Annotated in this window: 10 protein-coding genes; 1 reads left to right on the top strand and 9 read right to left on the bottom strand. The window is 69.5% G+C overall.

Going from position 1 to position 13,648, the window contains the following annotated elements; all coding sequences use genetic code 11:
- Position 1: 1 nt before the first annotated feature.
- From EL266_RS08875 to polA, 8 genes are all read right to left on the bottom strand, one after another.
- Complete coding sequence (locus EL266_RS08875) at positions 2-1,510, bottom strand: glycosyltransferase family 2 protein (protein ID WP_084501046.1); 1,509 nt, start codon at positions 1,508-1,510, stop codon at positions 2-4.
- Positions 1,507-2,139 (bottom strand): hypothetical protein, encoded by a 633-nt coding sequence (locus tag EL266_RS08870; protein ID WP_126412279.1) that lies wholly within the window; start codon positions 2,137-2,139, stop codon positions 1,507-1,509. Before EL266_RS08870 ends, EL266_RS08875 begins: the two co-directional genes overlap by 4 nt.
- A gap of 153 nt (positions 2,140-2,292) precedes the next feature.
- Positions 2,293-4,389: an excinuclease ABC subunit UvrB gene (gene uvrB / locus EL266_RS08865; RefSeq protein WP_026427782.1), complete on the bottom strand. Its 2,097-nt coding sequence runs from the start codon at positions 4,387-4,389 to the stop codon at positions 2,293-2,295.
- 270 nt (positions 4,390-4,659) lie between these two features.
- Positions 4,660-5,292 (bottom strand): dephospho-CoA kinase, encoded by a 633-nt coding sequence (gene coaE / locus EL266_RS08860; protein ID WP_408608460.1) that lies wholly within the window; start codon positions 5,290-5,292, stop codon positions 4,660-4,662.
- A gap of 107 nt (positions 5,293-5,399) precedes the next feature.
- Positions 5,400-5,717: a DMT family transporter gene (locus tag EL266_RS08855; protein ID WP_026427780.1), complete on the bottom strand. Its 318-nt coding sequence runs from the start codon at positions 5,715-5,717 to the stop codon at positions 5,400-5,402.
- A 69-nt stretch (positions 5,718-5,786) separates the two neighbouring features.
- The gene (locus EL266_RS08850; RefSeq protein WP_026427779.1) at positions 5,787-7,499 is read right to left on the bottom strand and encodes a hypothetical protein; all 1,713 of its coding nucleotides are present in this window, start codon (positions 7,497-7,499) and stop codon (positions 5,787-5,789) included.
- 211 nt (positions 7,500-7,710) lie between these two features.
- Entirely contained in the window at positions 7,711-9,162 is a 1,452-nt protein-coding gene (rpsA, locus tag EL266_RS08845; protein WP_026427778.1) for a 30S ribosomal protein S1, read from the bottom strand.
- A 295-nt stretch (positions 9,163-9,457) separates the two neighbouring features.
- Positions 9,458-12,238: a DNA polymerase I gene (gene polA, locus EL266_RS08840; protein ID WP_026427777.1), complete on the bottom strand. Its 2,781-nt coding sequence runs from the start codon at positions 12,236-12,238 to the stop codon at positions 9,458-9,460.
- 17 nt (positions 12,239-12,255) lie between these two features.
- Between polA and EL266_RS08835 the strand changes: the two genes are divergently transcribed.
- Entirely contained in the window at positions 12,256-12,858 is a 603-nt protein-coding gene (locus tag EL266_RS08835; protein WP_026427776.1) for a thioesterase, FlK family, read from the top strand.
- A 129-nt stretch (positions 12,859-12,987) separates the two neighbouring features.
- Here EL266_RS08835 and EL266_RS08830 read toward each other — a convergent pair whose 3' ends face one another.
- Positions 12,988-13,599 carry an ANTAR domain-containing response regulator gene (locus EL266_RS08830; protein WP_026427775.1) on the bottom strand — a complete coding sequence of 204 codons (612 nt, stop codon included), beginning with the start codon at positions 13,597-13,599 and terminating at the stop codon, positions 12,988-12,990.
- Positions 13,600-13,648: the final 49 nt, after the last annotated feature.

The raw sequence follows: 13,648 nt of genomic DNA, 5'->3' as shown, positions 1-13,648 counted from the left end.
CTCATGACGCTCCCCCGACCGGGGCGCCCGCCTGCCCAGCGCTCTGGTGCAGGCCGTGGGCGGTCTTCTCCCAGTAGGAGGGCTTGGTGATGAGCTGGAGGGCGGCCTTGACCGCGGCCAGCCACATGAGGATCCAGTACACGGGGCTGAGCACCGCGGCCAGGAGCAGATCGGGCCGGTCCATCTGCCTGACCGTGAACAGGTTCATGTACATGACGGCGAGATTGCCCAGGATCAGGCAGATCATGCCCGGGTAGTAGATCGCGGCGGGGAAGAGCTCGGCCACCACCCGGGTGTTGGCGGAGAACCACATGGCGGTCAGCGCCCACAGCACCCCGTTGATGGCCGAGAGCACCGGGGTTCCCGCCACGAAGATGATCAGGCCCGCCAGGGCTCGGGCTCCCAGCTGGCGGCTCACGAGGCGGGGCTGGCGCATATGGACCAAGAAGGTCTGCAGGTAGCCCTTGTACCAGCGGCTGCGCTGGCGCACCCAGTTGATCGGGTCGGGGTTGGCCTCCTCCAGGGTCACCGAGGCCAGCACCCCGACCTTGTATCCCGCGCGGTGCAGGCGCAGGCCCAGATCGGCGTCCTCGGTGACATTCCACGGATCCCAGGCTCCCACCTGGCGCAGGACGTCGGAGCGGAAGTGGTTGGAGGTGCCGCCCAGCGGCACCGGAGCGCCCAGGGCCACCAGTCCGGGCAGGATGGTGCCGAACCAGGCCCCGTAGTCCAGGGTGAACCATCGGGTCAGCAGGTTCTGGCGCGAGTTGTAGAAGCCGAGCTGCGCCTGGATGCAGGCGTACTGGGGACCCAGGCGGTGCAGGGCGATGACGGCGCGGCGCAGCTGGAGGGGGTCGGGCTCGTCCTCGGCGTCGTAGATGGTGCACATCTGGCCGGTGGCCGTCAGGAAGCCGAAGTTGCAGGCCTTGGGCTTGGTGCGCGGCTGGTGCGGGGGCACGTGGACGATCGTCAGGTGGGGCCGGGGCTCGAGCACGGAGGCCGCCTGGACGGTCTGATCGTCGTCGGCCTCCAGCAGGAGGCGGATGTCGAGGCGATCGCGCGGGTAGTCCAGGCGCTCCAGGCGGGCGACGAGCTCTGCCACCAGCGGCTCCTTGAAGACCGGGACCAGCACCGTGTAGGAGGGCAGCGCCGCCTCGGGAACGGCCAGGGCCTCCTCATCGGTGACGCGGGTCAGGTGCCCGCCGCGCGCGCCCATGCGGAACAGCAGGAGCCGGTACCCCAGTGCGGTGATGTAGGCGATGGTGGTGCCGGTCATGATGATGATGGCCGTGAGCCACGGGACCAGGATCAGCCCGATGACGGCGGACACCACCACGGCCAGGAGGGCGAGGCGCTGCCAGCGCCACAGGACGTACCTGGCGGAGTAGGCGGGGGCCTGCGATGACAGCCCGTAGCAGGACATGCTCACCAGGGCGTCCCGGTCGCCGTGGAAGGCGTGGGCCGGGGGCAGGGCCAGGGACGGGGGCGAGGCGGTGTCGGGGCGGCTCATAGGAGGATGTCCCGGTAGGCCAGCAGCCCGACGGCGACGGCGGAGACCAGGGGGAAGAAGAACCGCAGGGGCATGATGGCCCGGTACTGGTCGGCCTGCGCCGGTCCCCGCATGAGCACAAGAGCGATGGCGCCGAGCAGGCACAGTCCCAGGCCGCAGATGCCCATGGGCAGCGAGGCGAGGAAGGGGCTCATGCTGGCGATGGCAGGAACGACGGCGGGGCTCCACCACCAGGTGATGCGCGTCCCGGCCACGGCCAGGCTGGCGCCCATCATGAGGCACAGCCCGGCGAGCATGCGGACGCCGTGAGCCGCGGTGGCGTCCCACTGCACCACCAGCCAGGCGGCGGTCAGGAAGGCGCCGGTTGCCAGGATCCGATCAAGGTCGCGGTCATCGATATGGGGCTGGGGGTGCTGGGTGAGTATGAGCGTGCCCAGGGCGATCGCAGCGCCCAACCACCACAGCGGGGCGCCCTCGCCCAGCGGGTACCAGGGCAGGATGACCACAGCGCCCGCCACCATCGCGCCGGCCAGCATCACATGGGCGATGACCTGGGCAAGGCCCGGCAGGCGCAGGGCGGTCGTAGAAGGGGAAGCGTGCTGGATAACAGGGGAAACGGCGGTAGACACGCTCGGCACGCTATCATGTTATGAATACCCAAATCACTTATACACAATCTCCAGTTTTCTGTGGGGAATCTTTCAGATTAGGTCAAGCGAGCAGGTCACAGCGGGTTACCGTCACCCGCGGCCTCGAGGGCGCCTGGGGAGTCCGACCCGGTCTCACGATGCCTCGCGCATCGCGCGCAGCTCCTTCTTGAGGTCCTGGATCTCATCGCGCAGACGGGCTGCGAGCTCGAAGTGCAGCTCCTCGGCAGCGGCATGCATCTGCCCGGTCAGCTCGCTGATGAGATCTGCCAGCTCGCCCTGGGCCGCGCCGGCCAGGCGCTCGCGGGCCGTGGCCTCGGCGGCCTTCTTGCGCCGCGTGCGGGCGCCGGCCTCCTCGTGCCCGCGATAGCCGCCGGCCAGCAGCTCGGCGGTGTCGATGTCCTCGCGCGCGAGCATGTCGGTGACATCGGCGATCCTCTTGCGCAGGGGCTGGGGATCGATCCCCCTCTCGGCGTTGTAGGCCAGCTGCTTGGTGCGCCGCCGCTCGGTCTCCTCGATGGCCTCGGCCATGGCCGCGGTGACGGAATCGGCGTACATGTGAACCTCGCCGGAGACGTTGCGGGCCGCTCGGCCAATGGTCTGGATGAGGGAGCGGGTCGAGCGCAGGAAGCCCTCCTTGTCCGCATCCAGGATGGAGACCAGGGAGACCTCGGGCAGGTCCAGGCCCTCCCGCAGCAGGTTGATGCCCACCAGCACATCGAAGCGCCCCAGCCTCAGCTCGCGCAGGAGCTCGACGCGCCTGAGCGTGTCGACGTCGGAGTGCAGGTACTCCACGCGCACGCCCCGCTCGGCCAGGTAGGTGGTCAGGTCCTCGGCCATGCGCTTGGTCAGGGTGGTCACCAGGATGCGCTCGTCCTTGTCCACCCGGGTGCGCACCTCCTCGAGCAGGTCGTCGATCTGGCCCTGGGTGGGCTTGACCACCACCTTGGGGTCCACCAGTCCGGTGGGCCGGATGATCTGCTCGACGACGCCGTCAGACAGCTCCAGCTCATAGTCCCCGGGGGTGGCGGACAGGTAGACGGTCTGACCGATGCGCTCATTGAACTCGGCGAAGGTCAGGGGCCGGTTGTCCAGCGCGGAGGGCAGGCGGAAGCCGTGCTCGACCAGCGTGCGCTTGCGCGAGGCATCGCCCTCGAACATGGCGCCGACCTGGGGGACGGTGACGTGGGACTCGTCGATGACCAGGAGGAAGTCCTCGGGGAAGTAGTCCAGGAGCGTGTTGGGGGGCGTGCCCGGATCGCGCCCATCGATGTGCAGGGAGTAGTTCTCCACCCCTGAGCACGCCCCGATCTGCTGGAGCATCTCCAGATCATAGGTGGTGCGCATGCGCAGGCGCTGGGCCTCCAGGAGTCGCCCATCGCGCTCCAGGACGGCCAGGCGCTCGGCGAGCTCGGCCTCGATGCCGGCGATGGCCTTGGCCATGCGCTCGGGCCCGGCCACGTAGTGGGATGCGGGGAAGACGAAGACCTGCTCGGCGGTGGCGATGACATCGCCCGTGACCGGGTGGAGGGTGGCCAGGGCCTCGATCTCGTCGCCGAAGAACTCGATGCGGATGGCCAGCTCCTCGTACATGGGGATGATCTCGACGGTGTCCCCACGAACCCGGAAGGTGCCGCGGGTGAAGTCGAGGTCGTTGCGGGTGTACTGCATGGACACGAAGCGGCGCAGCAGGTCGTCGCGGTCGATGCTCTGCCCCACCTCGAGGGCGGTCATGCGGTCCACGTACTCCTGGGGGGTGCCCAGGCCGTAGATGCAGGACACCGAGGAGACCACGACGACGTCACGGCGGGTCAGCAGCGAGTTGGTGGCGCTGTGCCGCAGGCGCTCGACCTCGTCATTGATGGAGGAGTCCTTCTCGATGAAGGTGTCCGTCTGGGGCACGTAGGCCTCGGGCTGGTAGTAGTCGTAGTAGGAGACGAAGTACTCCACCGCGTTGTTCGGCAGGAGCTCGCGGAACTCGGCGGCCATCTGCGCGGCCAGGGTCTTATTGGGCTCCAGGATGAGAGTGGGGCGCTGGACCCGCTCGACCAGCCAGGCGGTGGTGGCCGACTTGCCGGTGCCGGTGGCGCCCAGCAGGACGATGTCCTTCTCCCCGGCCTCAAGGCGCTCGGCGAGCTCGGCGATGGCCGTGGGCTGGTCGCCGCTGGGGCTGTAGGGGCTGATGACCTCGAAGGGCTTGGCGGCGCGCTGAAGCTCGGTGACAGGACGCATGCCCCCCAGGCTACGCGCCGCACCGCGATCGGGGCGTCATCCCTGCGACCAAGGCGCAACCCCAACGATGCGTCACTGTATCCAGAAGTGGCCGAATATATACATTTTCCCTATTACCTTTGCTCCCGTTGGTGCGCTCACGCACCCCGATCAATCTCCCAAGGAAGCACAGTCAGGAGCCGTCATGGCCTTCATCCTCGCCCTGTCCGCCACCGTTGTCACCGCCTACGGCCCCGCCAGGGCCACCGCGCGCAAGGAGGGCTGAGAACCTCAGCCCTCCGGGGCGAGCTGCTGGTCCCACAGGTGGTCGACCGCCAGGGCGAGATCCTCCAGTGAGCCCGAGTTGGCGATCACCGCATCGGCCACCGCCCTGCGCTCGGCATCGGTGGCCTGGGAGGCGATCCTGGCCATGGCCTGCTCAGCCTCCATCCCCCGCGCGGCCAGGCGCTCCAGACGCGCCTCCATGTCAGCCTCGACGACGACGACGACATCGAACATGTCCTCCATCTGCCCCTCGACGAGCAGGGGGACGTCGTAGACCGCGACGCGCCCGGGCTCAACCTCCTCCAGGCGCGCCCAGGCCTCAGCGGCGATGAGGGGCAGGAGGATCTCCTCCAGGCGCGCGCGGCGCAGCTCATCGGCGAAGACCAGCCTCCCCAGGGCCGAGCGGTCCAGGGAGCCGTCTGGGCGCAGGACCTGCGGACCGAACTCGGCCACCACCGCATCCAGGCCCTGGGTGCCGGGCTCGACGACCTCGCGGGCCACGTCGTCAGCCGCCACCACGACAGCCCCGTGGCGGGCCAGGTGCTCGGCGACCGTGGACTTGCCCGCGCCGATCCCCCCGGTCAGTCCCACGCGCAGAGCGCGCCCTCGAGGGTGGCTGATCCGTGATGCATCACTCATGAGCACATCATGCCCGCAGCCCACCCACCCGTGTCCAGAGTTCGACCACGACTTCCACGACTTCCACGGCTTCGCCTCGTCAGGGGCCTGCGCGCAACGGGCGGGGCTCAGGCCTCGGTGATCTTCAGCCCGACCACACAGCTGATGAGTCCCGTCAGCAGCAGGACCCTCACCACGGAGATCGCCTCGGCGCCGGTGATCATCGCCCAGATGACCGTCGTCGCCGCCCCGATGGCCGTCCACACGGCGTATCCCGTGCCCACCGGGATCGTGCGCAGCGCGTAGGCCAGCCCGGCCATGGAGATGAGCAGGGCCCCGGCGAACACGAGGCTGGGGATGAGGCGGGTCAGGCCCTCGGAGCGTGACAGCGCGGTGGCCCACACGGCCTCGAAGAGGCCGGAGCCGATGAGAATGATCCAGGCCATGGCCCGGGCTCCTTACCGGGGCCGTCCCCGCATGAGGTCCTGTGGGCGGCGGGTCGTCCCGCCGCCGTGTCAGCCTACCCCAGCGCCGCTCCCCCGGCGCCGCCCGCCCCGGCCCCGCCCGTAGGGCGCCACGCGCGTCTCGATCTCCGCCAGGCGCTCGACGACGCCCTGGGGAGGATGCGCGCAGCGCGCGAGCTGAGCGGATGCGCGGTTGAGGATCTCGCGCACCACGGAGGCCCGCGAGTGGTCCTCCTCGACGCCCTCGACCAGGTTGGCGGCCAGGGCCTCCATGACCCTGGCGCTCAGGCCCGGATCCCCGATGGCATCGGCCAGGACGGTGCAGCGCTCCCCTGGTCGGCCCGAGGGCCAGTTGGCCAGCTCAGCGCGGCATCGCTCCCAGCTCACCCGCGAGCCGGCCAGGTTGCCCCGCGCATGGGCTGCGTGCGCCGCCAGCGCCAGGGCCGCGCAGGCCATCTCGGTCCAGCCCTGGCTCAGGCTCAGCTCGGCGGTGTCCAGGTTCTCCTTCTCAGCGCGCTCATTGGCCCCGAGCGCGGCCAGGAGCCGGCCGAATGCCAGGCGCAGGTCGACCACGAGCTCCAGGGCGGAGTCGTCCGTGACCTCGGCCAGGGAGGCGCTGACCGTCTCCGCCAGGGGGATCGCCCGATCGTGCACCGACTCCATCCCGTAGCCGCGCCCCAGGGTCAGCAGCTCGCGCACCTCCCGCAGCAGCGCCGGCCGGTTGCGGAGCCTGGCAGGATCGGTCGGAGCCGCACTGGTCACCGTGCCGTAGGAGCGGGCGGACAGGCTCGAGGACTCCGCCGCCATCCGGGTCTCGACCCGCAGCGACACCGTGTTGTTGCCGTTGCGCTTGTCCAGGCGCACGGCGATGGCCCTGACGAAGGCCGTGGTCAGGTCGTAGGCGCGCGCCACGGTGTCCCATCCGGTGATCTTGAGATCCCCCCACGGGGTCGCCCAGTCCAGGGACAGCCCCACAGCATTGCGCCCGTAGTCGGCGCGCACCGCCTCTCGCAGGACCAGGGCCAGGCCGACACCGGCGTTCATCAGGGTCCAGCCGCTGGCCTTGGCCGCCCCGGTCAGATCGGTGTGCCGCAGCATGGCGAGCGCTCGCTGCCACTGGGAGGACAGCCCCAGGAACTCCAGCTGGTCCCCCAGGGCCCGGAGCCGGGCGGAATGAGGCAGGTCCAGCTGCGCCAGGGAGGCCAGGGCGTCCTCGGCCTCGACGCGCCGGCCCTGGGCCAGGTACGGGATGAGTGTGGCGCCCAGGCTGCGGGCGGTGCCCACGGGGTCCGCCTCAGGGCGGGAGGCGACCGCGGTGGTGGTGCGGATGACGCCGGAGTAGTCATCGTGCAGGCGCGCCGCGGCCAGGATCGCCCCGGTGTCGGCCCCATCGAAGGAGAAGAGACGGGCCACCCGCAGCTGCTCGATGGCGTCGTCACGCTGGCCCAGAGTGCCCAGCGCCTCCACGCGGGCGTAGCGCGGCGGCATGACGGAGTGGCCGTGGGCGGCGCGCAGCTCCTCGCAGCGCTGTGCGGCCGCCTCGATCTGCTCCTTGGAGGTGTCGGGATCCTGGCCCAGCTCGGCGATCCAGACGCGGTCGACCTCTGCCAGGGCATCGACGATGGCCTTGGGCACCTGCCCCGCCGGGATGGACGACTCGCCCAGATCCTCCAGGGCCTGACGCAGATCCGTCACGCTCCCCCTGCTGGGACACTGAGGATCCACAGCCCGCAGGGCGCGATCCAACTCATCCCAGCTCGTCATTCGATGCCCTCCTTGATCGGCATTGTCTCATTGCTCTCCAGCTGCCGCTGATGCCGCACCATAGCCGCCGCAAGGGTCACACACTCCGGCGGATCCTGCGATGGGCATTGCGGCCCCTGTCGCGATCGCGAGGCCCGACCGCGGCACCCATGGGGCGGGGCCCCACCCGCTCATGCGAATGGGGCCCCGATCCTAGAAGCGCTGAGCGGGCTCAGTTGCCGGTGAGCTTCTCGCGCAGAGCGGCCAGAGCCTCGTCAGAGGCCAGCGTGCCCGAGGCCTCAGAGGGGGCCGAGGAGTAGGAGGAGGTGTTCGCCGGGGCGGCGGCACTGGTGTCCTGCTCCTCCTCGAAGGCCTTGGCGACCTGGGACTTGTGAGCCTCCCAGCGGGCGTGGGCAGCCGCGTACTCGGCCTCCCAGGCCTCGCGCTGGGCGTCGTAGCCCTCCAGCCACTCGTTGGTCTCCGGGTCGAAGCCCTCGGGGTACTTGTAGTTGCCCTCCTCGTCGTACTCGGCGGCCATGCCGTACAGCGAGGGGTCGAAGTCCTCCGAGGAGGGGTCGACGCCCTCATTGGCCTGCTTGAGGGACAGGGAGATGCGACGGCGCTCCAGGTCGATGTCGATGACCTTGACGAAGACCTCGTCGTTGACCTTGGCGACCTGCTCGGGAACCTCGACGTGGCGCTGGGCGAGCTCGGAGATGTGGACCAGGCCCTCGATGCCGTCCTCGACGCGCACGAAGGCGCCGAAGGGCACCAGCTTGGTGACCTTGCCGGGCACGACCTGGCCGATGGCGTGGGTGCGCGCGAAGGCCTGCCACGGGTCCTCCTGGGTGGCCTTGAGCGACAGCGAGACGCGCTCGCGATCGAAGTCGACGTCGAGGACCTCGACGGTGACCTCGGTGCCGACCTCGACAACCTCGGAGGGGTGGTCGATGTGCTTCCAGGACAGCTCGGAGACGTGGACCAGGCCGTCCACGCCGCCCAGGTCCACGAAGGCGCCGAAGTTGACGATGGAGGAGACCACGCCGGAGCGCACCTGGCCCTTCTGCAGGGTCTGCAGGAAGTTGGTGCGAACCTCGGACTGGGTCTGCTCCAGCCAGGCACGGCGCGAGAGCACCACGTTGTTGCGGTTCTTGTCCAGCTCGATGATCTTGGCCTCGAGCTCACGGCCCACATAGGGCTGAAGGTCGCGCACGCGGCGCATCTCCACCAGGGAGGCGGGCAGGAAGCCGCGCAGGCCGATGTCCAGGATGAGACCGCCCTTGACGACCTCGATGACGGAGCCGGTGACGACGCCGTCCTCCTCCTTGATGCGCTCGATGGTGCCCCAGGCGCGCTCGTACTGGGCGCGCTTCTTGCTCAGGAGCAGACGGCCCTCCTTGTCCTCCTTCTGAAGGACAAGGGCCTCGATCTGGTCGCCGATGGAGACGATCTCGTCGGGGTCGACGTCATGCTTGATCGACAGCTCACGGGAGAGGATGACGCCCTCAGTCTTGTAGCCGATGTCAAGGAGGACCTCGTCGCGGTCGACCTTGACAACAGTGCCCTCGACGATGTCGCCGTCGTCGAAGTACTTGATGGTCTCGTCGACGGCGGCGAGGATCTCCTCGGTCGTGCCGATGTCGTTGACGGCGACCGGGGCGGGGGTGGGCGTAGTGGTGGTCATTGAGTGGGTGCTCCGAATACGGATAGATGGTTCGGGTTGACAGATACCATGCCTCTCCCGCAACGGGGACCGGCCCGGACCGAGCCCCCGGTGCAGTTGGACATCCTGTGAGACAAGGCCATCAGATCACTTCATACGAAAGTGTCTATAAAGACTTCTTCATGCAAGACGCCCAGAGACGCACGGCTGAACCCTATCAGCATGTGACGAATCCGTGACTAGTCCTTTCGCTGACCGAGTGCCGACTGTGAGGGTGGGATCGATCACATGCGCCGGTGAGGCCCGCTCCGCCGCCTCAGTGGGCGGCCTCCCGCCAGGTCCGCCCGCGCCCGGCGGCGACATCCAGGGGCACGGAGAGCTGGGCCGCCGCCGCCATCTGCTCGATGAGGAGCGCCTCGACCTCGTCGGCCTCCCCGGGAGCGATCTCCAGCATGAGCTCGTCGTGGATCTGAAGCAGGATGCGGCTGGACAGGCCCCGCTCCCCCAGGGCGGCATCGACGTCGATCATGGCCCTCTTGACGATGTCGGCGGCACTGCCCTGGATGGGGGCGTTGAGGGCGGCGCGCTCGGCCATCTCGCGGCGCTGGCGGTTGTCGCTGGTCAGATCCGGGAGGTAGCGGCGCCGCCCGAACATGGTCTGGGTGTATCCATCCCGGCGGGCCTGCTCGACCACCGAGACCAGGTAGTCGTTGACGCGCCCGAAGCGGGCGAAGTAGGCCTCGCGCAGCGCGGAGGCCTCGGCATTGTCGATGCCCAGCTGGCGGGCCAGGCCGTAGGTGGACAGCCCGTAGGCCAGCCCGTAGCTCATGGCCTTGACGTGGCTGCGCTGCTCGGCGCTGACCTCCTCGACGCTGATGCCGTGGACCAGGGCGGCGACATAGCGGTGCAGGTCCTCGCCACTGCGGAAGGCCTCGATGAGGGCCTGGTCCCCCGACAGGTGGGCCATGATGCGCATCTCGATCTGGGAGTAGTCCGCCGTCATCAGGCATTCGAAGCCCTCTCCCACGGTGAAGGCCTGGCGGATGCGCATGCCCTCCTCGGTGCGGGCAGGGATGTTCTGCAGATTGGGGTCGATGGAGGACAGGCGCCCGGTGGCGGCGATGGTCTGCTGGAAGGTGGTGTGGATGCGCCCGTCGGAGGCGATGGCCTTGCGCAGTCCCTCCACCGTCTGGCGCAGCTTGATGGCATCGCGGTGCTCCAGCAGGTGGGCCAGGAAGGGGTGGCCGGTCTTGGCGTACAGTCCCGCCAGCGCCTCGGCATCCGTGGTGTACCCGGTCTTGGTCTTGCGGGTCCGGGGCATGCCCAGCTCCTCGAACAGGACGGTCTGGAGCTGCTTGGGGCTGGAGAGGTTGAGCTCGTGCCCGGCCTCGGCGAAGGCGCCCTCGGCCGCCCTGGTCACACGGGAGTCCAGCTCCGCGGCGCGCTCGGCCAGGACGGAGTCATCCACGGCGATGCCGGCATGCTCCATGAGGGTCAGGGTCGCGGCCACCGGCATCTCCAGGGCGGTGAAGAGCTCGCTGGCCTGGCGATCGGCCATCTGGGCCTCCAGCGCCGTCAGGAGCGGGCCCATCGTGGCGGCGCGGCGAGCGGAGTCCAGGGCGGCCCGGGGCGGGGCGTCGGCCTGGAGGGACTGCAGGTCGAAGGCGGGCTGCTCCTCGTCCTCCCCGTCCTGGCTCAGCGAGGCCAAGTCGATGCCCAGCCACCGCTGGGCCAGGGTCTCGACGTCGTAGGTGCGCTGCTCGGGGCGGCACAGGTAGGCGGCCAGGGAGACATCGGCGATGACGCCGTCCAGGTTCAGGCCCTGGGCGGTCAGGGCATGCCAGGTCCCCTTGGCGTCGGCCAGGATCTTGGGGCGCTGGGGATCGGCCAGAAGGGCCTCCAGGGCGGCCTCGTCCTCAACGCTGAGCTGGGTCAGGTCGATGGCCAGGGCGCGGTTGCCGTCGCTGAGCGAGACGATCTCGGCGCTGCCCGCCACGGGGCGAAGGCTCCCCACGACGTCCAGGCCCAGGGCGCGGTCGTTGTCGGCCAGATGCTCGGCGAGCCACGCGCTGAGCGCACCGGGGGCCAGATCGTGGCCCAGGACGGCGACCTGCAGCTCGGCCAGGCGCTCCAGGGGCCCGTCGTCCTCGGGTCGACCGTGGTCGGAGGGGTCGGCGAACTCCAGGGTGCGCAGCGCCCGGGCGTGCAGGGTGCGGAACTCCAGGGTCTCGAAGATGCGGGCCAGCGCGCTGCGGTCGGCGCCCGACAGGCGCAGGGACTCGGGGGTCAGGCCGAGGTCCAGATCGGTGAGCAGGTGGTTGAGGCGGCGGTTGCGCAGGACATCGGGCAGGTGGTCGCGCAGGGACTGCCCGGCCTTGCCCTTGATCTCCTCGGCATGAGCGATCACGCCGTCCAGGCCGTCGTAGAGGGTGATCCACTTCGCGGCGGTCTTGGGCCCCACCCCGGGCACCCCGGGCAGGTTGTCGCTGGACTCGCCGACCAGTGCGGCCAGGTGCGGGTAGCGCTCAGGGGGCACGCCGTAGCGCTCCTCGACCTCCTGGGGCGTCATGCGGCGCAGCGTGGACACGCCCTTGACCGGGTAGAGGACGGTGCACCTGTCGGTGACGGTCTGGAAGGAGTCGCGATCGCCCGAGCAGATGAGGACCTCCAGGCCCTGCTCCTGGGCCTGGCGGGCGAGGGTGGCCAGGATGTCGTCGGCCTCGTATCCCGGTGCGGTGATCGCCGGGATGGCCATGGCGCCCAGGACGTCCTGGATGAGCTCGACCTGTCCGATGAAGGGCTGGGGGGTCTCGTCTCGGGTCCCCTTGTACTCGGCGTACTCCTCGGTGCGGAAGGTCCCCCCTGGCAGGTCGAAGGCCACGGCCACATGCGTGGGGGCCTCGGACTCCACAAGGGAGAGGAACATGGAGATGAAGCCGTGGACGGCGTTGGTCGCCTGGCCGGTGGAGGTGGTGAAGTTGTCCACGGGCAGGGCGTAGAAGGCCCGGAAGGCCATGGAGTGGCCGTCGATGAGGAGGAGTCGGCCGGCGTCCTGCTGACCGGTGGAGGGGTGCGGACTGGTCGCGGTGGTGCTCACCGTGTCAGCCTAGGCCCATGACTGAGCAGCAGCCCGACGACGTTCCCAACAGCGCCGCATCCGGTCAGGACATCCCCACGATTGTCGGCCCCATGGGGCCTGTGGGCCAGACCACGGGAGCCTTCTTCTCAGGTGCGAGCGCCGCACCGGTCGCCTTCCCCGACCCGGTTCACCGCCCCTACCCTGAGCCGCGCCCTGCCGGCTCGGCGATCTCGGCCTTCTCGGCGGTGCGCACTGATGCCGGTCTGGCGGACAGCGAGCTCGGCACGCTCATGGAGACCCTGGGCATGGAGGTCACTCAGCGCGACGCCCAGTGCACCCATGTGCGGATGCCCGTCGAGGGCGCCCTCCAGGTGGCGGGCATGCTCCACGGGGGCGCCACGGCGGCACTCATCGAGACCGCGGCCTCCGTGGCGGCGCGCGAGGCTGCGCCCTCGGGCTCTGTTCCGGTGGGCGCCGAGCTGACGGTCTCCCACCTGCGCCCGGTCTATGAGGGCTGGGTGACAGCGGTGGCGACCCCTATCCATGTGGGCCGGCGCACCGCCGTGTACGACGTGGCGGTCAATGACGATGAGAACCGCCAGATCGCCCGTGGGACCCTGCGCAGCCTGTTCACGTAGGGCGCGGCCTCAGGGGGCTCGGGTCGGGTCCCGGTCTCTCATCCCGATGATCAGATGATCATTCGCCTGATCATTCGCCGCTGCGCCCTGCCCGCGCCTCAGTGGACCCTCAGTGGGCCCTCAGCGGGCTCAGTCCTCCTTGGCGGCGGAGCCGACCTGCTCGATGACGGCGTCAGCGACCTCGCGCATGGTCAGGCGCCGGTTCATGGAGGTCTTCTGCAGCCAGCGGAAGGCCTCCGGCTCGCTCAGGCCCATGCGCTCCATGAGCAGGCCCTTGGCGCGGTCCACGCGCTTGCGGGTCTCGAAGCGCTCGTTGAGGTCATTGATCTCATTCTCCAGGGAGACGATCTCCTCGTGACGGGACAGGGCGATCTCGAGGGCGGGAATGAGATCGGCGGGAGTGAAGGGCTTGACCACATAGGCCATGGCGCCCGCGGCGCTGGCGCGCTCGACGAGCTCGGTCTGGGAGAAGGCCGTGAGCATGACCAGGGCGCAGGAGTGCTTGTCCAGAATGCGCTCCGCAGCGGTGATGCCGTCGGTCACGGGCATCTTGACATCCATCACGCACAGGTCGGGCTCGTGCTCCTCGACCAGGCGGATGGCCTCCTCGCCGTCGGCGGCCTCGGCCACGACCTCGTAGCCGGCCTCCGTGAGGGTCTCCACGATGTCAAGGCGGATGAGGGTCTCGTCCTCAGCGACGAGGACCCGGCGGGATCGGGTGGTACTGGACTCGTTGCTCACGGCATTGATCCTAGTATGATTCGGCTGTCGCCGCCTTCTGAGCGGCAAG

It is taken from the genome of Actinomyces slackii (genome assembly GCF_900637295.1).
Lineage (GTDB): Bacteria > Actinomycetota > Actinomycetes > Actinomycetales > Actinomycetaceae > Actinomyces > Actinomyces slackii.
Note: the sequence above shows the minus strand (reverse complement) of the source record. Positions and strands in the feature narration are given on the sequence as shown.

Bases quoted from the DNA above. Each gene is read 5' to 3' on its own strand.
- EL266_RS08875 (WP_084501046.1), bottom strand. From the start codon at position 1,510: ATGAGCCGCCCCGACACCGCCTCGCCCCCGTCCCTGGCCCTGCCCCCG.
- uvrB (WP_026427782.1), bottom strand. From the start codon at position 4,389: ATGCGTCCTGTCACCGAGCTTCAGCGCGCCGCCAAGCCCTTCGAGGTC.
- coaE (WP_408608460.1), bottom strand. From the start codon at position 5,292: ATGAGTGATGCATCACGGATCAGCCACCCTCGAGGGCGCGCTCTGCGC.
- EL266_RS08855 (WP_026427780.1), bottom strand. From the start codon at position 5,717: ATGGCCTGGATCATTCTCATCGGCTCCGGCCTCTTCGAGGCCGTGTGG.
- EL266_RS08850 (WP_026427779.1), bottom strand. From the start codon at position 7,499: ATGACGAGCTGGGATGAGTTGGATCGCGCCCTGCGGGCTGTGGATCCT.
- rpsA (WP_026427778.1), bottom strand. From the start codon at position 9,162: ATGACCACCACTACGCCCACCCCCGCCCCGGTCGCCGTCAACGACATC.
- EL266_RS08835 (WP_026427776.1), top strand. From the start codon at position 12,256: ATGACTGAGCAGCAGCCCGACGACGTTCCCAACAGCGCCGCATCCGGT.